20 protein-coding genes are annotated in these 19,323 nt (G+C 53.5%); 16 read left to right on the forward strand and 4 right to left on the reverse strand.

Annotated features, from left to right (window positions below):
* Positions 1–232 precede the first annotated feature (232 nt).
* From rpmH to AD948_RS02190, 8 genes are all read left to right on the forward strand, one after another.
* Positions 233–367: a 50S ribosomal protein L34 gene (rpmH, locus tag AD948_RS02155; protein WP_006559468.1), complete on the forward strand. Its 135-nt coding sequence runs from the start codon at positions 233–235 to the stop codon at positions 365–367.
* Positions 368–390: 23 nt separating this feature from the next.
* Entirely contained in the window at positions 391–798 is a 408-nt protein-coding gene (gene rnpA, locus AD948_RS02160; protein ID WP_058988440.1) for a ribonuclease P protein component, read from the forward strand.
* Positions 799–950: 152 nt separating this feature from the next.
* Positions 951–2,702: a membrane protein insertase YidC gene (gene yidC / locus AD948_RS02165; protein WP_061470460.1), complete on the forward strand. Its 1,752-nt coding sequence runs from the start codon at positions 951–953 to the stop codon at positions 2,700–2,702.
* A complete protein-coding gene (yihA, locus tag AD948_RS02170) occupies positions 2,702–3,385 on the forward strand; it encodes a ribosome biogenesis GTP-binding protein YihA/YsxC (protein ID WP_058988442.1) in 684 nt (227 codons plus the stop codon). The genes yidC and yihA overlap by 1 nt, the downstream gene beginning before the upstream one ends.
* Before the next feature lie 32 nt (positions 3,386–3,417).
* Complete coding sequence (gene argB, locus AD948_RS02175; RefSeq protein ID WP_006559464.1) at positions 3,418–4,323, forward strand: acetylglutamate kinase; 906 nt, start codon at positions 3,418–3,420, stop codon at positions 4,321–4,323.
* Between the two features lie 163 nt (positions 4,324–4,486).
* Positions 4,487–5,335 carry a 2,3,4,5-tetrahydropyridine-2,6-dicarboxylate N-succinyltransferase gene (gene dapD, locus AD948_RS02180; RefSeq protein ID WP_035378104.1) on the forward strand — a complete coding sequence of 283 codons (849 nt, stop codon included), beginning with the start codon at positions 4,487–4,489 and terminating at the stop codon, positions 5,333–5,335.
* A gap of 73 nt (positions 5,336–5,408) precedes the next feature.
* Entirely contained in the window at positions 5,409–6,569 is a 1,161-nt protein-coding gene (dapE, locus tag AD948_RS02185; protein WP_061470469.1) for a succinyl-diaminopimelate desuccinylase, read from the forward strand.
* Positions 6,566–7,189 (forward strand): hypothetical protein, encoded by a 624-nt coding sequence (locus tag AD948_RS02190; protein ID WP_050942417.1) that lies wholly within the window; start codon positions 6,566–6,568, stop codon positions 7,187–7,189. Before dapE ends, AD948_RS02190 begins: the two co-directional genes overlap by 4 nt.
* An 11-nt stretch (positions 7,190–7,200) precedes the next feature.
* Here the strand turns inward: AD948_RS02190 and AD948_RS02195 are convergent, their stop codons facing one another.
* Genes AD948_RS02195 through def form a run of 4 tightly spaced genes read right to left on the reverse strand, consistent with a single transcriptional unit; the run spans position 7,201 to position 10,110 of the window.
* The gene (locus AD948_RS02195) at positions 7,201–7,668 is read right to left on the reverse strand and encodes a YaiI/YqxD family protein (protein WP_061470461.1); all 468 of its coding nucleotides are present in this window, start codon (positions 7,666–7,668) and stop codon (positions 7,201–7,203) included.
* A gap of 57 nt (positions 7,669–7,725) precedes the next feature.
* A complete protein-coding gene (gene truA, locus AD948_RS02200) occupies positions 7,726–8,541 on the reverse strand; it encodes a tRNA pseudouridine(38-40) synthase TruA (protein ID WP_082782256.1) in 816 nt (271 codons plus the stop codon).
* 28 nt (positions 8,542–8,569) lie between these two features.
* Positions 8,570–9,526 (reverse strand): methionyl-tRNA formyltransferase, encoded by a 957-nt coding sequence (fmt, locus tag AD948_RS02205; RefSeq protein WP_061470462.1) that lies wholly within the window; start codon positions 9,524–9,526, stop codon positions 8,570–8,572.
* Positions 9,527–9,543: 17 nt separating this feature from the next.
* Entirely contained in the window at positions 9,544–10,110 is a 567-nt protein-coding gene (gene def / locus AD948_RS02210; RefSeq protein ID WP_006560109.1) for a peptide deformylase, read from the reverse strand.
* A 240-nt stretch (positions 10,111–10,350) separates the two neighbouring features.
* Between def and AD948_RS02215 the strand changes: the two genes are divergently transcribed.
* The 8 genes from AD948_RS02215 (at position 10,351) to AD948_RS02250 (ending at position 18,718) form a co-directional block, all read left to right on the forward strand.
* Positions 10,351–10,851, forward strand: a complete 501-nt coding sequence (locus AD948_RS02215; protein WP_035378112.1) for an Hsp20 family protein — start codon at positions 10,351–10,353, stop codon at positions 10,849–10,851.
* Positions 10,852–10,936: 85 nt separating this feature from the next.
* Positions 10,937–11,203, forward strand: a complete 267-nt coding sequence (locus AD948_RS02220) for a DUF1150 family protein (RefSeq protein WP_061470463.1) — start codon at positions 10,937–10,939, stop codon at positions 11,201–11,203.
* 446 nt (positions 11,204–11,649) lie between these two features.
* Positions 11,650–14,145: a GtrA domain-containing protein gene (locus tag AD948_RS02225; protein WP_156478894.1), complete on the forward strand. Its 2,496-nt coding sequence runs from the start codon at positions 11,650–11,652 to the stop codon at positions 14,143–14,145.
* A gap of 88 nt (positions 14,146–14,233) precedes the next feature.
* Positions 14,234–15,079 carry a glycosyltransferase family 2 protein gene (locus AD948_RS02230; protein ID WP_248845888.1) on the forward strand — a complete coding sequence of 282 codons (846 nt, stop codon included), beginning with the start codon at positions 14,234–14,236 and terminating at the stop codon, positions 15,077–15,079.
* Between the two features lie 267 nt (positions 15,080–15,346).
* On the forward strand, positions 15,347–16,066 hold the full coding sequence (locus AD948_RS02235; RefSeq protein WP_140385937.1) for a hypothetical protein: 720 nt from the start codon (positions 15,347–15,349) through the stop codon (positions 16,064–16,066).
* Between the two features lie 308 nt (positions 16,067–16,374).
* Positions 16,375–17,553: an aminoglycoside phosphotransferase family protein gene (locus AD948_RS02240; RefSeq protein WP_156478895.1), complete on the forward strand. Its 1,179-nt coding sequence runs from the start codon at positions 16,375–16,377 to the stop codon at positions 17,551–17,553.
* Positions 17,550–17,951 (forward strand): HAD family hydrolase, encoded by a 402-nt coding sequence (locus AD948_RS02245; protein ID WP_006559482.1) that lies wholly within the window; start codon positions 17,550–17,552, stop codon positions 17,949–17,951. Before AD948_RS02240 ends, AD948_RS02245 begins: the two co-directional genes overlap by 4 nt.
* A gap of 2 nt (positions 17,952–17,953) precedes the next feature.
* Positions 17,954–18,718 carry a glycosyltransferase family 2 protein gene (locus tag AD948_RS02250; RefSeq protein WP_248845889.1) on the forward strand — a complete coding sequence of 255 codons (765 nt, stop codon included), beginning with the start codon at positions 17,954–17,956 and terminating at the stop codon, positions 18,716–18,718.
* Positions 18,719–19,323: the final 605 nt, after the last annotated feature.

The following is a 19,323-nucleotide window of genomic DNA, read 5'->3' on the forward strand; positions in this document are numbered from 1 at the left end:
CGCCTGAAACAAGAGCCCCCAGGATCGGCAGGCAGAACAGGGCAATCAGAGGGCTGGTTGAAGGACGAATCTGGTTCACTACGGATCAACCTTTGCGTTTGTGGCGTAAAACCGGCCGGAAGACTCTGTGGTTGTGATTGACGGACACACATCTGAACAGTATAAGCCGCCCCTGATCTGGGCAGGTGGTTCTGTGCTGCCTGTATGACATTTTAATGAAGGGAGTGCAGCAATGAAGCGCACTTATCAACCGTCCCGGCTGGTCCGCAAGCGCCGCCATGGTTTCCGCGCCCGTATGGCAACTGTTGGCGGTCGCCGCATTATTGCCAACCGTCGTTCCAAAGGCCGTAAGCGTCTTTCTGCTTAAGTCTTTACCGGCAGTCCGGCAGAATGGACCGGAGTGAAGGTCAGGCAGAAGCGGGAACGGTGTTTGTCCGGTCCCAGCGTCTGAAGAATCGGAAAGAGTTTCTCTTTCTGGCTGCGCGGGGGCGTAAAGCGCCTGTGCCGGGCCTTGTCCTTCAGCTCTTCCGGCGTCAGGATTCGGATGCCGCACGTGTTGGGTTTACTGTTACCAAAAAGGTCGGGAACGCCGTAGTGCGCAACAGGGCTCGCCGCCGGTTGCGGGAAGTGGTGCGATTGGTTGAAGCTGATACGCCGCTTAACGGGCTTGATCTTGTTCTGATAGGTCGTGCTGCTACGGGGAAACGTCTTTTTACGGACCTGGTGGCGGATTTCCGCAAGGCCCTTGCGATATGCCTTGCCGAGGCCGACCGAAAGGCTCACTCCCTTAGAAAATAAGTGCTGCTTCGTGACGAGGCAGCTTGGGGGTGTAACTTTCTCGGCTTGCATTCCTGCTCATCCTGCGCTGGAACCAGAGTGCCGTGAAGACTCCGGGTTTTGCGGTCTGATTTTATGTTCCGTTTCGTGCAGGGGGGCCAGCGGGCCAGCCAATGGATACAAGACGTCTAATACTGGCAACGCTGCTGTCAGCTGTGGTTCTTATCGGGTTTGATTATTTCTTCCCGCAGGCGCCAAAGGCCCCTGTTCCCACATCCACTCAACAAACTGTTTCTGCCCCCACTTCTGGGGATGCTGCGTCAGCAAATGCGCCCGCAGCGCCGAGCGTAGCGGAACCCGCGGCTCAGCCGGATGGTCCTGATACGCGTGTGGTGATCGATGCTCCGGCCGTGCAGGGCAGCCTGAGCCTGCGCGGTGCCAAGCTGGATGATCTGGTGCTCAAGGCGTACCGTGAAACAACGGATGCCAACAGCCCGGATGTAAGGGTGCTCAGCCACGCAACACAGGCCAAACCTGACTATGTGGATTTTGGCTGGCGTGCCGCGTCTGACGCAACCGTTCATCTGCCAGATGCCAACACGGTATGGAAAGCAGACAACACGCATCTGGATGCGACCCATCCCGTAAATCTTACATGGGATAACGGTCAGGGACTGACGTTTGAGATCGCCATGGCGGTTGACAAGAACTTCATGTTCACGGTGACCCAGCGTGTGCACAACACCAGTGGTCAGGCTGTGGCCCTGTATCCCTTCTACCGTGTGAACCGGGGCTACACGCCTGAAACAAACGGCGGCATGCTGGTGCATGAAGGTCCTATTTCCGTCATTGATGGCCGTCTGAACGAAGGCTCTTACAAATCCCTGCGCAAGGATGGGGTTCCGCCTGATAACGTGTCCTGGAGCCATCAGGGTACTGGCGGCTGGGCTGGTATTACGGACAAATACTGGCTGATGGCTGTTGTGCCTGATCAGTCCGCGCAGGTGGTGGGCGCTTATACGTACCTGCCGCAGAGAAACATGTATCAGGTCGGCTTTACCAGCACGGCCCCCATTCAGGTTGCCGCTGGTCAGACAGCCAGCACCGAAGCCCATGTTTTTGCCGGTGCCAAGGAAGTGCGTCTGCTCGACCAGTATGAGCATGACCTGCATATTCCCATGTTCTGGAAGGCTGTGGATTTCGGCTGGCTTTCCTTCCTGACACGTCCGGTCTTCTTCGTGCTGGACTGGCTGTATTCCATGATGGGCAATTTTGGTCTGGCTCTGCTGACCTTTACGGTTATCGTGAAGCTGGCCTTCCTGCCGCTGACCATCAAGCAGATGCGCATGACATGGAAAACCAGCCGCCTGAAGCCGAAGGTGGACCAGATCCGCGCGCGTTACAAAGACGACCCCATGGCCATGCAGCAGCATATTATGGGGCTGTATCGGGAAGAGAACGTGAACCTGTTTGGTGGCTTTCTGCCCCTGTTCATTCAGGCTCCCGTGTTCTGGTGTCTGTATAAGGATCTGTATGTCACCATTGAAATGCGTCATGCGCCGTTCTTTGGCTGGATCAAGGACCTTTCCGCGCCAGACCCCACGAATGTTTTCAACCTGTTTGGTCTGATCCCGTTCAACCCGGCGCATGTGTCGCCGTTGCTGGCGCTGGGCGCATGGCCGATCCTGTATGGCGCCACCATGTTCCTGATGCAGAAGATCAGCGCCAGTTCCACCAACATGGACCCGGCCCAGCAGAAGGTGATGGCGTTCATTCCGTTGCTGTTCACCTTCTTCATGGCGCATCAGCCCGTGGGTTTGGTGATCTATTATTGCTGGAGCAACCTGCTGACGGCATTGCAGCAGGTGCTTATTCTGGGGCGGTTCAAAGCTGCGGATAAAAAATCCGTGCCGAGCAAAAGCTGATGGCGGATACAACCCGCTCCTTCCGCGAACTGGATAGTCAGGCGCAGATTGACGCCGCCCTTGAAGAAGGACGGCTCCTTTTTGCAGGCTCCTGCGACTTTATTTTCGGGGCACAGAAGCTGGGGCAGCTTCCCCCGCAGACTCTGCCGGAAATTGCGTTTGCCGGGCGTTCCAATGTGGGCAAGTCCAGCCTTGTGAATGCGTTGACGGGGCGCAAGACACTGGCTCGCGCTTCTTCCGAACCGGGTCGCACCAAACAGTTGAACTTCTTCAATCTGGCGGATCGGCTGATGCTGGTGGATATGCCGGGGTATGGATACGCCAAGGCTGCGAAATCCGTGAAGGAAGACTGGCAGGAAATGATGTTTGATTACCTGCGGGGCCGTCCCGGCCTGAAGCGGGTGATGTTGCTGCTGGATGCGCGGATTGAACTCAAGCCGCATGATGAAGAGGTCATGAAACTGCTGGATCGCGCTGCGGTCAGCTTTCAGATCGTTCTGACCAAGTGCGATGCCGTGAAGCCAGCCCCTCTGGCCCGCAAGGAAGAAGCCATACTGGCTGTGGCACGCCGTCATGCCGCGGCTTGCCCGTTTCTCTCCCTCTCCAGCAGTGAGACAGGGCAGGGTATTGAACAGTTGAGAGCGGAACTGGCGGAATTCGCGCTGCCGTCGCAGTCCTCCTAGTTTCGGCAGGTTTGAGAGCAGGAAATTACACCATGACCATCGCCAAGCCTCCCATTATGGAGCCGCATCAGGAAGCGGCCATTCTGGCCGGTGCGTTGCCCTATCTGCGCCGCTATGCCGGTGACACCATTGTGGTGAAATACGGCGGTCATGCCATGGGTGACCCGGAACTGGCGCAGACCTTCGGGCGGGATATCGCCTTGTTGAAGCTGGTTGGCATCAACCCCGTGGTGGTGCATGGCGGCGGCCCCCAGATCAACAGCATGCTCAAGCGGCTGGATATCAAATCCACCTTTGTGGATGGCCTGCGGGTGACAGACGCCAACATGGTGGATGTAATCGAAATGGTGCTGGCCGGTTCCGTCAACAAGGAAGTGGCGGAACTGATCAGTCAGGCTGGCGCGCTGGCGGTTGGTATCTCCGGCAAGGATGGCAAGCTGATTACGGCCCGCAAGCTGCAACGCACCGTGCGGGATAATGACAGCCAGATTGAACGGGTGCTTGATCTGGGCTTTGTGGGCGAGCCCGTGAAGGTGGACCCTCGTGTCATCTATGCGCTTTCTGGCTCGGGCCTGATACCGGTTATCGCTCCTGTTGGGTTGGGCGAAGACGGCGCAACCTACAATATCAATGCCGATACGGCGGCTGGTGCTATTGCCGGGGCCGTGCACGCTACCCGTCTGCTGATGCTGACAGACGTTCCCGGCGTGCTGGATGCAAACGGCAAGTTGATTCCTGAACTGACAGCCGAGCAGGCGCGTCAGGCCATTGCAGACGGTGTGATTACCGGCGGCATGATTCCCAAGGTTGAAACCTGCATTCAGGCCGTGCAGGCCGGTGCGCGGGCTGCGGTGATCATCAATGGCCGTATTCCGCACGCGTGCCTGCTGGAACTGTTCACCGCTTCCGGCTCCGGCACACTCATCCGGGCGGACTAAGCCCCATGCACGGCGGCTGGCGGTAGTGCCTGAGGCACTGCCAGATGGCTGTCCGTGTGTCATGATGCGTTGACAGGCATCGGCCCTGTCCGCATGGTCCATCCGTATTTTTCGTATCGGGTCGGCCTGCCCCGATTGGTTCCATCATGTCTGACGGTGTCTTATGACTGAAGCTACTCTCCGCGCTCATATTGAAACTCTGTGGGAAGCACGTGATCGTGTGTCTTCCGCTACCGTCGGTGAAGACCGCAAAGCCATTGAAGACGCTCTGGAAGCTCTGGATTCCGGTCGTCTGCGTGTTGCTGCTCCCAGTGAAGATGGCTGGGTGGTGCATGAATGGCTGAAAAAGGCGGTTTTGCTGTCCTTCCGGCTGAATGACAGTGTCGTCATTCCGGGTGCTGCGGCAGGTGCTCCGGCTTATGACAAAGTGCCCGTCAAGTTTCAGGGGTGGGACCAGGCCCGTTTTGAAAAAGCCGGTTTCCGCGTGGTGCCGGGTGCCGTGGTGCGTTATTCCGCCCACATTGCCCCCGGTGCGGTGCTGATGCCCAGCTTTGTGAACGTGGGTGCCAACGTTGGCAGCGGCACCATGGTCGATACCTGGGCTACGGTGGGAAGCTGTGCGCAGATTGGCAAAAACTGTCATATCAGTGGTGGTGCCGGTATTGGCGGTGTGCTTGAACCGCTTCAGGCTGCTCCGGTCATTATTGAAGATAACTGCTTCATTGGTGCCCGTTCAGAAGTGGCGGAAGGCGTGATTGTTGAACGTGGGTCCGTTCTGTCCATGGGTGTATTCCTCGGGGCTTCCACCAAAATTGTGGACCGCGCCACAGGTGAAATCTTCATGGGCCGCGTTCCGGCCTATTCCGTTGTGGTGCCGGGCACGCTGCCGTCTTCCAACCCCATTGGCGCGGATGGCAAGCCCAACCCGCAGTTGGCCTGCGCCGTGATTGTAAAGCGCGTTGATGAACGCACCCGTTCAAAAACGTCTATCAACGATCTCCTGCGCGACTGAACCGCAGGATAGAGGCAGCATGAGCGGATCAAGCCCCGAGCATATCCCGCCCGTTGGGGCAGCAAGCGCCGATATGGCTGGTGTGCAGGCTTTGCCTGTGCCCACCGATCCGGTTGCTGTTGCGCAGGCGTTGATCCGCCATCCCTCAGTTTGTCCAGACCCCGGCCCGGCGCAGCAGATGCTGGCCGTCATGCTGGCGGAACTGGGATTTGATGTCTGGCATCTTCCTTATGGGGAAGGGGCAGAGCGCACGCCTAATCTTTTTGCCCGGCGGGGTAAAACGGGTCCGCATATCTGTTTCGCTGGGCATACTGATGTTGTGCCGCCCGGCAATGAAGCCGCGTGGACCCATCCGCCTTATGCTGCCGAGATTGATGGTGGCGCCCTGTATGGCCGGGGTGCCTGTGACATGAAAGGCGGCATTGCCGCGTTTGTGGCCGCGGTTGCCCGGTTTGTGCGTAAAGGCCCCCATTCAGGCTCCATCAGTTTTCTGATTACGGGAGACGAGGAAGGTCCTGCCACCTACGGTACCAAAAAGGTGCTGGAATGGATGGCGCAGGAAGGCCAGATCCCGGATTATTGCATTGTGGGTGAACCAACCAACCCCACAGCCATGGGCGATATGGTCAAAATTGGCCGCCGTGGCAGTCTGAACGCTCATATTGTTGTGGAAGGTGTGCAGGGGCACGTGGCCTATCCTCACCGGGCGGATAACCCGGTGCATCGTTTGCTGGCCATTCTGGCTGCCTTGCAGGCTCACCCTCTGGATAATGGGTCTGACTGGTTTGAGCCTTCCAGCTTGCAGGTCACCAGTGTGGATGTAGGCAATCCTTCTACCAACGTGATCCCGGCACGGGCGGAAGCACGGCTGAATATCCGGTTCAATGATCTACATACCGGCGCAGGCCTGACCGGCTGGCTACGGACACTTTGTCGCCAGCATGCTCCCAACGCTCGTGTTGAGGTGAAGATCAGTGGAGAGTCGTTTCTCACTGCACCCGGCGCGGCAACAGATGCTCTGGTGAAAGCTATTGAGCATGTAACGAAGCGCACACCCAAGCTGGATACGGGGGGCGGCACATCTGATGCCCGCTTTATTGGGCAATACTGCCCGGTATCCGAGTTCGGGTTGGTGGGGGCCAGCATTCATAAGGTGGATGAGCACACCTCGGTGGCAGATCTGGAAACACTTACCCAAATATATGAGACCTTTCTGGAAGGGGTCATGGCGTGATTTCTAATTCGGGAAAAATGGGAAGTGGGCGGAAAATCCTGCAAGGCATGCTGCTTCTGGCCAGTGGACGGCGCGAAGGCATAACCTGCTTTGAGGGCACGCCGGACGCATTTGGGGCGGCCATTGCTCCGCAGTTGGCTATGCTGATTGTGGGGCTGTTGCAGGTTTTTCTGGTGTCGGACAAACTGCTGGGCCTGACCAAAATCCTGCTTTCCCTCTGCGTTGTTCTGCTGCCTGCTGTGGTGTCACAGTTCTATGCGCATCGCTGGGGGCGGGATGTTCTGTGGTTGCGCTATATAACCGCGGCCACGTGGTGCAACTGGGTGGTGCTGCTCATTTCTCTGGGGGCAACCATTCTGGCAGGGTTGCTGTTCCCGGCCATTCTCACGCAGCCTGGGTTCATGGGTGCTCTGGTGCTGAGCGTGGCTGTGTATGAGATGTGGCTGCAATGGTATGTGGCGCGTGTTGGGCTGGGGCTTAGCCGTGGCCGCGCGTTGCTGCTGTATGTTTCCATACTGGCTTCCACATTGGTGCTTTATGCACTGGCAGCGCTGTTGCCGCCTCATTACATCGTGCTGAAGGATCTGCTTCAGCCGATGATCAATGTGAAGGCTGGCTAAAGGCTTCTCCCTTAGGGTGGCCCCAGAGCTTTCCGCTTTTTAGCTTTGACGACCGCCGTATCCAAGGCGGAGAGGAAAGTGGAGCGGTCTGAGCGGGTAAAGCTTCGCCCTCCCTGTGTGATGACGCCTGTATTGCGCAAATCATCCATCAGGTTCCGCATGGCGAGCGCCATACCTATGGCATTTTCATCAAGAATACGGCCGCGCGGGTCCAGCACACAGGCTCCGCTTGCAACGCACCGCGCAGCAAGCGGAATATCCGCAGAAATTACGATATCATGGGCCAACACATTGTCGGCAATCCAGTTATCCGCAACATCCATACCTTCTGAAACAACAATACGGTCAATGAGAGGTGATGCCGGAATGGCGATCATCTTGTTGGACACCACATACGTGTGCAGCCCATAGCGCGCGGCCACGCGGTAGGTCTCGTCCCGAACCGGACAGGCATCGGCATCTATAAAAATACGAATCATGCAGCCAGTGTAGCACAGGATTTCTGAGCTGTTGGGAAACGTCCCGTCACGACGCCCTTAGGCGAAAGGATCAGGCTCATACCCCACGCCTGTAAGATACAGGCCTTCAGGCGGGGCCGTGGGGCCTGCAGCACAGCGGGATTTTGCCTCAAGCGCCTGCGCAATGCGTTCTGGCTTCCAGCGTTTCTGGCCTACCAGGCTAAGCGTGCCCACCATGTTGCGCACCTGATGGTGCAGAAATGAGCGCGCTTTGGCAATAATCCAGACTTCATCGCCGTGCCGTTCCACGGTCAGGATATCCAGCGTGCGGAATGGGCTTCTCGCCTGACAGGCCACGGCCCGGAAGGAGGTGAAATCATGCGAGCCGATCAGGTGATTGGCTCCCTCCTGCATGAGGTCAATATCCAGCGGCGAGCGCAGATGCCATACGTGATTGGCTGCCAAAGCGGGCCGGGAGGGGCGATTGAGAATACGGTAACGATAGGAACGCCATGTGGCGGAAAAACGGGCGCTCCAGTCCAGCCCCACGGGAGCGGCCTCCAGCACGGCAACGGCGTGCGGCTTGAGGTGGTAGCTTAGTCCGTCTCTTACCCGGTAAGGCAGCAGCGCCATGTCTGCCGGAAAATCCAGATGCGCCACTTGCCCTGTGGCATGCACACCGGAATCCGTTCGGCCAGCAGTAATGCTGGAGACCCGGCGCCCGCCCGCCATGCGTGTGGCGGCTTCCTCAAGAAGTGCCTGCACGGACAAGCCGGAAGCCTGACGCTGCCAGCCGACAAGACCTGTTCCATCATATTCCAGTTTGACGGCCCATCGCTGACAAGGGGGAAGGTCTTGCAGAAGCGGGGGCGGCTCCATTGGCAGATCAGACATTATGGGACGGTCACAGAAGAAAGGGAAATCATTCTGGCTGCGGGGCCGAAGCAGAATCATCCTGCGGGCTGAGCAGAACCGTGCCCGGCGGGAGCGGGTGCCCACGCAGAAAAGCTTCTGCCTCCATCATTCCACGCCCCGGCTTTTGCAGGCGCGTCAACTGCACAGCACCTTCGCCACACGCCACAGTCAGTTTGTCATCCAGCACAGTGCCAGCTTTTGCAGAGTGTTTGTGCTGAGGAAGAGGAACGGCAGCGCCGATTTTAAGCACCATTCCATCCGCCAGCAGAGTAAAGGTGCCGGGCCATGGCGTAAGAGCCCGAATACGCCGGTCTATGGCGATGGCGCTTTCCTGCCAGTTGATACGTCCATCCTCACGGGTGAGTTTCTGGGCGTAGGTGACGCCATCTTCCGGCTGTGGCGTAGCCGGAGGTTGATCCGCCAGGGCCTGAACAATCAGGGTGCCGCCCAGAGCGCTGAGAGCATCATGCAGTGATGAGGCGGTTGTCTGCCCGTTAATGGGAACAGAGCCGCGCAACAGCATGGGGCCGGTGTCCAGACCAGCTTCCATCTGCATGATGGTCACACCACTTTCCGTATCGCCAGCCAGAATGGCGCTCTGGATAGGAGAGGCTCCCCGCCAGCGGGGTAAAAGGCTTGCATGAATGTTCAGGCAGCCGAGCCGTGGTATGTCCAGCATGCTTTGTGGCAGAATGAGGCCATAGGCAGCGACCACGGCCACATCTGCCTGAAAGGCTGCAAATGCGGCCCATTCATCAGTATTTTTCCGCAGGGAGACTGGATGCCTTACTGGCAGGCCGAGCGTTTCTGCCGCCTGATGAACGGGAGACGCCCGGAGCGCCTTGCCTCGGCCAGCGGGGCGGGGCGGCTGCGTGTAAACGGCAGCAATCTCATGCCCTGCCGCATGGAGAGCGTGCAGGGCAGGCACGGCAAAATCTGGCGTACCCATGAAAATGATGCGCATACACGTGGCCTCCGGCCTTAGGAGCGTTTCTGCTTCTGTTCCTTGGCCAGACGCCGCAGGATCATGTTACGGCGCAGCGTGGAAAGGTGGTCCACAAACAATACGCCTTCAAGATGGTCGATTTCATGCTGCATGCAGGTGGCCAGCAGGCCGTCCACTTCCCGCTCAATTAGATCACCTTCAAGGCTGCGCCATTTGACACGCACCTGCTCTGGCCGGGTGACTTCCGCATACTGGTTGGGCAGGGAAAGACAGCCTTCTTCCCGGGCAGCCAACGTTTCTGATTCCGCCACAACTTCCGGGTTGATCATGATAATAGGCTCACGCGCGTCTTTCTCGCCCAGATCCACCAATGCAAAGCGCAGGCTGAGGCCAACCTGCGGGGCGGCAAGGCCAATACCTGGTGCTTCATACATGGCCGAGAACATGCTGGGGAGAATACGGCGGATTTCTGCCACATCTTCGGGTTTGACCTCACGGGTCTTGCGCCGCAGCACGGCATGCGGGGCAACGAGGATCGGCATGGGCGCGGCCTCGGCCGCTGCAGCGGCAATGGCTGCGTCTGTCAGAGCTGCGTTTGTCATACGCCCGATTTAGCGCCCCAGGCTTCAGGATGCCAGAGGCAACCAGCGGAATGAAGGCAGAAAACGTGTGAAATATGCCGCACTGTGGCGCGGAATGTTCACAAACTGTGCCAAAGCAGGCCGTATGACCATGCAGGATGCGGCACCCTGTCTTGCGTTGCGGCTGCGGTCTCCCATATCGTGAAGAAACCGGATGCCATCAGGGTCCGGTCCTGTCTCGCTCAGAAAGGAGGAGGCTCTATGTCAGGCAGAGTATTTGGCTCGCCCATGTTTCTGGGGTTTGATCATCTTGAACAGATGCTTGAGCGCGCCAGCAAAGGGGCAAGTGACGGTTATCCGCCCTACAATATTGAGCAGATGGCCCCCAACAAGCTGCGGATCACGCTGGCGGTTGCCGGCTTCCGGATGGATGATCTGCAAATCACGCAGGAAGACAACCAGCTTGTTATCCGTGGTCGGCAGGTGGAAGACGCGGAAGAGCGTATTTTTCTGCATCGGGGGATTGCATCCCGCCAGTTTCAAAAGGCTTTCGTGCTGGCTGAAGGCATAGAGATAGGCGGCGCATGGCTTGATAACGGACTTTTGCATATTGATCTGTTCCGTCCGCAACCGGAAGTGCGTGTAAAGCGGATCGAGATCATGCAGGCTGGCCAGAAGGCGCATCCTGTTAATGGCGCAGCCGCCCTGAAACCGCGTTCGGCCCGTGTGCTGCATACGGTGGATGAAAGAGAGGGCAACTGAAGACCTTGCTCGCCCTTTTTGTGAGAGGAAAAGGGGATGGAAGGTGGTTGCAGTATTGGTTTTGGCAAGGATTGAGGAGGGCACTATGAGAGTCACGACCCAGAATGGAGGTGTTGAGCTTGTGCCAGATCAGTCGGAAACCCCGGTTGATGTCCACCAGCTTTCTGAAAATCAGTTCCGGTCTCTAGGGCTGGAAAATGTTGCTTATATCCGCCCCGCTCTAACAGAAGATGGCGAGGAAGGATGCGCCATTCATGCCGCCGACGGCTCCCCTCTGGCCGTGGTGGATGATATGGAAACGGCATGGGGAATCATTCTCCACCACGATATGATCCCGGCCAGCCTCCAGTAGGTTCTGGCGCGAGGAAAACAGGAAAAACCCTGCCTTTTTATAAAAAGGCAGGGTTTTTTGTGCGTCATATGGCAGGTGTGGATTATTTTTCTGAGTATCAATTGCACTTACACGAGGTAGAGTGCCGTGGGTCACGGATGCCGAAGATGGGAGCGGGTCAGGATAATGCCCTGACCCGTTTAGTGTCAGCTCTCTGAACTCTTTGCAGCGCGGAAACGTGACATTACGGGGGTTCTTGAAGGAAGGGGTGGAAATTGGAAGGAGGGCAGGAAGTGTGAGTGGAATGCCTTCCGTTAGGCGGAATATATGTTTTAAGGAGGGGTATTCGGCAGAGGGAACAGGACAAAAGCGCAGCATGCACAAACATGATAGATCCTGTGTTGTCACTATTTCGATGTCGACATAACTGATAATTTTTTATGATATGTGTTTGTTAGGTATATTTTATGCCGTGGGATTTCATAATGATAAAAATAAGATATTTCCTTTTTTTATTCTTGGCTTTGTTTTGCGTGTTTGCAGCATTCAGATGCTGGACTGTGCCGAATGTTCTGATCTTTCGATCCGAATCTGTCGGCGATATTTATGTTCCAACATTTTATCCGCCAACAGATACAGCGCGTCTGAAATTCAGTGACGGAGCCGTTTCAGCGGTATCGGTCCATCCTGATAGCGCCCCCATTGTGCAGTCGAACGGTCTCTCCATTTATCGTGTGCCTTCCACGTCTCCTTTCTGTCACGCCACACCGAAGTTTTGTGTTCCAGGACGGGAAGGGGTGATTATTTTATCCGGCCAGAATGAAAAGGGTCCTGTCTTTTCCTCTTCTTACGCAGTTCTCACAGAGGTAGATACTTCTCTGTCTCATTTGCGTCATCTGGTGAATAAAAGCAGTCCATCTCAAAGATTGTTTGTTGTTTCTTTGAATGGGAGAGTGAAGTCCGTAAAGGAGTTGCAGAATTCTGGTGGTGATTTTTCTATAAACCTTCGTGATTTTGAAGAATTTTCGTACAAATTTCTCATATATTCTTTTGTTTCTTCGGCGTTAATTGTATTTTCCATTTATATTTTACTCTCTCCTGGCTCCCTGAGGTTTTTCAGAGAGCTTTATGAGCAGAATAAATTTTCATCTTTGTTTGTCTGTATCTTGTGGCTGCTATTTTATATATGTGTTTTTCCGTCGATATTTTGTCATGACACAATTATTCATAATGCAAATGCTCAAATCTATACAGAATGGTATTCAGGTTTATACTTTATATATAATTCCTGCGTCCGAATTATAGGGTTTGAGTGGATACAGCTTGTCCCGGCGCTTGCTGGTCTCCTGAGTGTTTTGCTTTTGTTGAGATGCGGATCTCTGGCCATGGCTGGTCGTCCGATCTGGCAAAAACGGCTTCTCTCCGCTGCGACTGTAGGGCTGTTCGTTTGCAATCCAGCAATCATCATCTCAATGTTCTCTCAGCAGAGATATTTTGTTGTCATTACCGTAGTGTTTTTAGCCATAAGCCTTTGGTTTTATGGTTATTTTAAATCGCTTTCCGAAAACCGCCCCTTTTCTCGGTCATTGGCGGTGGCGGTTTTGGTTCTTTGCGGATTGTCATGGCTATTAAGAGCAGAATATTTGGCGGTCTTTGCTGTTTCCATACTCTTTTTTGTGTTCAGTAAAGTGGCGGCTGGCCGTAGTAGGCTGCTTGTTGTGGCGGGTTCTGTCTGTTTCATCATATTTATGAAGATGTTTATAGATCATGCCATGCCAATATTGTACGATTATAATAAAGACCTGGCCCAATGGAAGTATTTGACAGTTTCAGATATTTCCATGAGCTACCCTTACATTTGTCAGGGGCAGGTGGATCAGGAGCTTGCTGGAATAATCGGATATTTTGCTCCAGTTCAGAAGGTCTGTGAGGTTGGGCCGGAATCATTCTGGTGGGGAATGATGTCAGGAAAGGCCGGTCTCAATGCGGTTCCCACAATGCGAAATCTGCAACAGCGGGTCGTTTGGGATATTAAAAACGACGGGCGGCCTTTCCTTCACTATCGGTGGGAGACCGGCCTTCAGCTATTCTTCGGTGATATCTGGCAAATGGATAGCCGCTACAGGCGGCGGGATATTGCCAGGGCGACGGGTGTTCCGGTCGATATCAATACAACGATCCCAGATGTTTTTGGTCTTATCAATGATCATCCTGCAACGCGAGGACTGAACCGGGACATTATTTCATTGTACGTGCGGGCCAGTCAGGCGGTCAATATTAAGGGGCTTGTCGTTATAGCAGTGGTTTCCATTGTGGCTCTGGCGACTGGGTGGAGCTGGCTTACGCCTTTGTTCAGTCTGTTGTTCGTCGCCATGGTTATTCCTATTGTCTTGGTGGCCCCTACCGTTAATTGGGCTTATCTCGCATTTATTCCAGTATGGGCTTCTTTTTCGGTACCACTCGCAGTTTGTGAAATTCTTGTTACACAAAGATATTTCAAAAATTACGCGCCGCGAGGATGGCTGGCTTCAGGTTTTCTGCATATGCAGCGGTTTGTTCGGTTTGCCGCGCTTTCTGGGGGATGCTGGGCGCTGGATGCCGTCACTCTGCTTGTGCTGAACCATGCAGCCCATCTCCCCCCGATGCTGGCTAACATGATCAGTTCCTGCCTGGCAGCATCAATCGTTTTTCTGGTTTCCTGTCGCCATATTCATGGGGCGTCTGGTGACGGTCTGTTAAAACGGTCTGGTTTCTATATTGCCTATACACTTCTGCTTATTATCGTTGCATCTACAGTGTTGCCTGTTCTAATGGGCTATCTTGTGCAGCTTGGCGGGCTAAATCTAACCGGTGGAAGACTTCTCCTGCTGGCCAAAATTATTATAACTCCTCCTCAGCTCATCTGTAATTTCTTTGTATCGCGCCTTGTGGCGCATTATACCTTTCCTTCTCGTGACCGCTGAGATATGGCGTCAGGTAGAGATTGCGCTTTATCCCCAAGAGCCATGACTGAATTTGAATGATAAGTAAGTGAAAAGGAGGTCAAGCCGGATGGTGTCAAATTCTCCGCGCATACTTGTATTTGTTCCAATGTATAATTGTGCATTACAAATTCCGCGCGTTATAAAGCAATTAACCAACCCGCGTGTCGCAAAACTGATTGACGGTCTTGTCTGCATTGATAATCGCTCTACGGACCAGACCGCTGCAGCCGCTGCAGCCGGACTTGAAGCCCTGCATCAGATTCCACACCGCACTTTGCTCCGTAATGATGATAATTACGGACTGGGCGGATCGCACAAGGTTGCCATAGAGTTTGGACGTCAGCATGGGTATGATTTTCTGATCGTGCTGCATGGTGATGATCAAGGGAATATAGAGGATCTGCTGCCCTATCTGGAAAACGGTACCTATCTGCGCGAAGACTTTCTCATGGGGGCCCGTTTCATGAAGGGGTCTCGCTTGCAGGGATATTCTCTACTGCGCACGAATGCCAACCGAGCCTTCAATCTGATTTTTTCAGCAATTTCCCGCCGTCGTCTATATGACCTTGGTTCCGGTTTAAACCTGTTCCGTCTTTCCGCATTTGATGACGATTTTCAGAAACGTTTTGCTGATGACCTGACGTTCAACTACTATCTGATTCTAGTGGTTGCCGCACGGTCCTTCCGGTTGCGGTTTTTCCCGCTGACTTGGCGGGAACAGGATCAGGTCTCAAATGCAAAGCTGTCGCGCATGGGGTTCCAGATTCTGGCTTTGCTGATGCATCGGATTAAATCGCTCTCTGTATTTGAAAAGGATGATCATCGGGCCATTGCACGTGATGCCTATCCCTCTACCGTGATAGGATCATGGCAACGTGATGGGGCAGGTGCTTCTGTCACCAGCCCTACCTGAAGAATACTTTTGATGATCTTTGTTTCTGACAACTGGATAAGAAAAGTTTCTCTTTTTCAGAATGGCGTTCGTATAGGGCTTTTTCGGGGACGGTTCCTGCTGACCGCATTGGCAACCCTATGTGTGTTGGCGGCGGGTTGGTATATCGGCCCCAAACTTCTACGGCCGTCGTTGTCCTTCACAATTATTGTCACAATGCTTGTCTATTTTTTGGCTCATTGTTTCAGGGCAATGCGGCTGTGCATAATTTCTGGCCCACTACTGAAAATGCCAGCGCGGACCATTTTTCTGCTCCATTTTGCAACGGCACCATTTGCGATCATTCCCCCTTTCAAATTGGGGGAAATTGTCCGCTTCTACACCCTCTGGACAATCAGCAGGAAACTGTCTGAAACTATAGTAACCGTTCTGCTGGATCGCCTCTTTGATGCGATCATCCTGTCCCTCCTGCTGGCGTGGCTGGTCATTAACGACCATATCGATAGTGTTATGGATGAAAGCACACGTACCGTGCAGTGGATGATCCTGGCGGTAACCATAAGCGCCGGCGTATGTTTCCTGATCGGCCCCCGTGCATTGAGCAGTCTGCAACGTTATGTCATGATTCATCATTCAGGGCGCAATGTGCTGGTAAGTCTGCGCCTGATTGATGTTTTGCGCAAAGGCACAACGTCTGGTGAAGGATTGCTCCGCCAACAGGGGCCTTTGCTCATGATGATTACGGTTCTTATCTGGGGGCTGGAACTGGTGGCCGCAGCTTTGTTTACCCCCTTGGCGATCTTTCCAGAGTTCCATAATGCGGGTGTTTTACTGATCAACCGGACTGTACAGGAATGGCATGCCGCCTTTTCCTCCTTCATTGATCCAGCTTTAGCCACGTCCGCGGCAAGCAGTATTCTGGCGATATTTATTGTCTGGCCGCCTTCGGTTTACGGGTATCTTACGCGCATCATAACACCCAGTTCGCGTAGTCAGCGTCTTAAATAGTGAAGTCGGTAGGAATTCGCGTGCCACACCATGTTACTGTTATCTTAGATGATCGCATTCCACCTCCCCCTGAGGTTGTCGCTATCATCGGAAAAGTGCCATTCTCCAGAATTGTGCGGCGACGTAAGCGTTTTGGAACTGAAATACAGGCTGCGGCAGAAAGCGCACATTGTGCGTTTCAGATCATCGAAACGGATGAGGCTGCAAGTGCGCTGGCACATCATATAGAAACGCGTGGCCCCGGTTTTCTCTATCTTCTTCTGCCGTCTTGTATTGCTCCGCTCTATATGGAGCAGCTAACACTCGTTATGAAGAAATCGGCTTTTGCGCTGGAAAGCACTTTTCTTGCGCCGATCAGCGGGGACGCAGCGGCTGTTATCCTGAAAGAAAAGGATGCCATTGCGTTTCTGCGTGCTGAAGATGCAGAAGACCGACGCAATATTTTGCTCAGACTGTCCGAGGCTGCACCCGAGATGGTTGATCGGGTCAGCCTGGTTGATATCCGAAAACCACGAAGCCTATTCAAGTTCCTGGTAGGATCAACTGAAGCGCGCCACTTTAATGATACGTTAGCAGAAGACGGCGTATTTCATAAAAGTTCATCCGATGTCGCCAAGATGGAGGCGGAGTATCGTTATTTCCACGTTGCGCCGGAAGAGATGAAGCGGTTTCTTATGCCGACTTTTTATTTTTGGGCAAAGGGCGGTAAAGGCGGATACTCCATGGAGCATTTGCCAGTTCCGGATGTGGCGCTCCAATTTATTCATGGTGCTCTGAAACCCGCGGATTTTGACCTTCTACTGGACAATTTTTTTGCGTTTCTGGCGTCGCGTCGAAAAGGAAGTGATAACGCAGCGCATACACTTGCTGAAGGGCGGCGTCATATTCTTGAAAAGTTCGATGCCCGCATTGAACGCTTCTTGGATACGAAAGAAGGGCAGAAGCTGGATGCCATTCTAATATCAGCCGGGCCTCGAGGTAACCTGCGTGCCATGCAGGCTGCGGCGCGACCGTTTATAGAAAAAGCTCTTGAGCAGTTTTCTGGCACACATCTGGTTTTTGGTCATGGAGACCCATGCTTCTCGAATATCCTGTTTGACAAACGTCTTGGTTTGATGCGGTTGATCGACCCCAAGGGAGCGACCAGTTTTGAAGCAGGTTTGATGCATCCCTTGTATGATGTCGCCAAGTTCAGCCATTCCGTGCTGGGGGGATATGATTTCATCAATAATGCCTTGTTCAACTGCAGTTTGAACGATCAGCTGGTAATGGAATGTCATCTGGATGAAGGAGGCCCGCCCACATGGGCTCAGGATGCCTTCCGTCACCGGCTTGAAAAAGCCGGGTTAGATGTTGGGGCTGTACGTGCTGTCGAGCTATCACTTTTCCTGTCTATGTTGCCACTTCATTCAGATAGACCCAACAAGCTAATGGGTTTTGCGCTAACAGCAGCGACGATACTTGATGATTTGGAGAGTAGGGCATGATTGGTAAAGACAAGGTGCTGGTTGTCGATATTGACGGAACGCTGTGTGATATCAAGGCACAGGAAGAAAATTACATTGATGTTGCGCCAGAGCCGCAGATAGTGGCGCGGCTACAGAAAATGCACGCTGAAGGCTGGCGTATTGTTCTGAGCTCTTCTCGCGGCATGCGTTCAAATGATGGTAATCTCGGGCAGATCAATAAAATCGTTGGGCCAGTGGTTCTGGAATGGCTGGAGCGTCACAATATTCCTTTTGACGAGATTTATTTTGGAAAACCATGGCCCGGTAAAGAGGGTTTTTATATTGACGATAGGTCTGTCAGGCCCAGAGAGTTTATTGAAAATGATCTGGCAGGTGTGGAAGCCTTGATAGCTCGTGATCGTATAGCAAAGGGATGAATATGAGCGGAGTAATGGCGATTACGATGGCGGGTATGGGATCACGCTTTAAAAAAGCGGGCTACCATCAGCCAAAATATGAAATTGAGGTTCTAGGTCATCCCCTCTTCGACTGGTCCATGCTGAGCCTGACAGCCTTCCGTGATGCTGGGTGGCGTTTTTGTTTTGCAACGAGCAAGGACATGCAGGCAAAACCGTATATTGCTGCGCGATGCAAGGCATTGGGCATTATTATTGATGACGTGATTGAACTGGATCATGTGACGGATGGTCAGGCGACAACAGCATTGCTGTTAGCGCAGAAAGCTCCGTCTGACGCGTCGTTTGCCGTATATAATATCGATACGTTTGTGAGGCCTGGCTTGATGGCTCCCCCCGATCCGGCCCTCTGTGACGGCTGGATTCCCTGCTTCCGGGCGCCAGGGGATGGGTGGTCTTTTGTCAGGCTGGATGACGACCAGAAAGTGGTAGAAGTTCGTGAAAAGGTGCGTATTTCAGATTTTGCTACGCTGGGCCTTTACTGGTTCCGCAATGCGCAGATGTATTGTGATCTTTATCACCAGCATTTTGCTCGGCCGGACGGTATGGAAAAAGGAGAGCGCTACATTGCTCCCATGTATAACCGTCTGATCGAAGCGCGCCAGCGTGTAACGATTTCCGACATTCCTGTTAGGGATGTCGGGATGCTGGGTACACCGGACCAAGTAAAGGCTTTTAGGGAAGCACCCACAGAAGCCGTTAACGAAACGTTAAAGCTGATGCCATAAATCAAGTTTTTATGGCTTTGTTTTGTGACCTTTGTGACTGTAGGGGCCACTGTGCCAGTGTGTCCCTTTCCTCGTGAGTTTGTGATCCCGGTAAGGTTAAGCTGACCAAGATGCTTGCTTATTGTGAGAAATTATAAATTGCCTATTCAAATCATGGATACAGGCAAGGCTATGTTCCTGCAACAAAGCCAACCGGAACAGAAGCATAATGAACCGAAGGCCGGTCTTCGGTTCGCTGCAAAAAAAAATGATAGTGTCATTATTTTAACAAGCGCGGTTAATGTATTGTATAATCAGTTAAAAGTGACAAAATATTTTTCTATAACTATATTGCATTAAGTTAATATTCAAAACAGTTGAGAAAAGGCAACGGTCTATTTTAGATATCGTTTTTTGGAGAGAAAAGAGTAAACATATAGAGGCAGCGCTTTATTGGAAATAAGGTGTTCTTAGTTCCACACTGGTAACAGCGTTATCTGCGTAAGAGGCGGGGGAAGCGTGAATGAGCGTATCAAGGAGGACAGAAATGCGGGGGTAGTTCATATTTCTGTTCATTGCAGCGCTTTAGGGCCAATCGACATTCAGGATTTCCAAATAGGCTAATC

This window comes from Acetobacter senegalensis, from assembly GCF_001580995.1.
Classification (GTDB): Bacteria; Pseudomonadota; Alphaproteobacteria; order Acetobacterales; family Acetobacteraceae; genus Acetobacter; species Acetobacter senegalensis.

Bases quoted from the DNA above. Each gene is read 5' to 3' on its own strand.
- rpmH (WP_006559468.1), top strand. From the start codon at position 233: ATGAAGCGCACTTATCAACCGTCCCGGCTGGTCCGCAAGCGCCGCCAT.
- rnpA (WP_058988440.1), top strand. From the start codon at position 391: ATGGACCGGAGTGAAGGTCAGGCAGAAGCGGGAACGGTGTTTGTCCGG.
- yidC (WP_061470460.1), top strand. From the start codon at position 951: ATGGATACAAGACGTCTAATACTGGCAACGCTGCTGTCAGCTGTGGTT.
- yihA (WP_058988442.1), top strand. From the start codon at position 2,702: ATGGCGGATACAACCCGCTCCTTCCGCGAACTGGATAGTCAGGCGCAG.
- argB (WP_006559464.1), top strand. From the start codon at position 3,418: ATGACCATCGCCAAGCCTCCCATTATGGAGCCGCATCAGGAAGCGGCC.
- dapD (WP_035378104.1), top strand. From the start codon at position 4,487: ATGACTGAAGCTACTCTCCGCGCTCATATTGAAACTCTGTGGGAAGCA.
- dapE (WP_061470469.1), top strand. From the start codon at position 5,409: ATGGCTGGTGTGCAGGCTTTGCCTGTGCCCACCGATCCGGTTGCTGTT.
- AD948_RS02195 (WP_061470461.1), bottom strand. From the start codon at position 7,668: ATGATTCGTATTTTTATAGATGCCGATGCCTGTCCGGTTCGGGACGAG.
- truA (WP_082782256.1), bottom strand. From the start codon at position 8,541: ATGTCTGATCTGCCAATGGAGCCGCCCCCGCTTCTGCAAGACCTTCCC.
- fmt (WP_061470462.1), bottom strand. From the start codon at position 9,526: ATGCGCATCATTTTCATGGGTACGCCAGATTTTGCCGTGCCTGCCCTG.
- def (WP_006560109.1), bottom strand. From the start codon at position 10,110: ATGACAAACGCAGCTCTGACAGACGCAGCCATTGCCGCTGCAGCGGCC.
- AD948_RS02215 (WP_035378112.1), top strand. From the start codon at position 10,351: ATGTCAGGCAGAGTATTTGGCTCGCCCATGTTTCTGGGGTTTGATCAT.
- AD948_RS02220 (WP_061470463.1), top strand. From the start codon at position 10,937: ATGAGAGTCACGACCCAGAATGGAGGTGTTGAGCTTGTGCCAGATCAG.
- AD948_RS02225 (WP_156478894.1), top strand. From the start codon at position 11,650: ATGCCGTGGGATTTCATAATGATAAAAATAAGATATTTCCTTTTTTTA.
- AD948_RS02230 (WP_248845888.1), top strand. From the start codon at position 14,234: ATGGTGTCAAATTCTCCGCGCATACTTGTATTTGTTCCAATGTATAAT.
- AD948_RS02235 (WP_140385937.1), top strand. From the start codon at position 15,347: ATGCCAGCGCGGACCATTTTTCTGCTCCATTTTGCAACGGCACCATTT.
- AD948_RS02240 (WP_156478895.1), top strand. From the start codon at position 16,375: ATGAAGAAATCGGCTTTTGCGCTGGAAAGCACTTTTCTTGCGCCGATC.
- AD948_RS02245 (WP_006559482.1), top strand. From the start codon at position 17,550: ATGATTGGTAAAGACAAGGTGCTGGTTGTCGATATTGACGGAACGCTG.
- AD948_RS02250 (WP_248845889.1), top strand. From the start codon at position 17,954: ATGAGCGGAGTAATGGCGATTACGATGGCGGGTATGGGATCACGCTTT.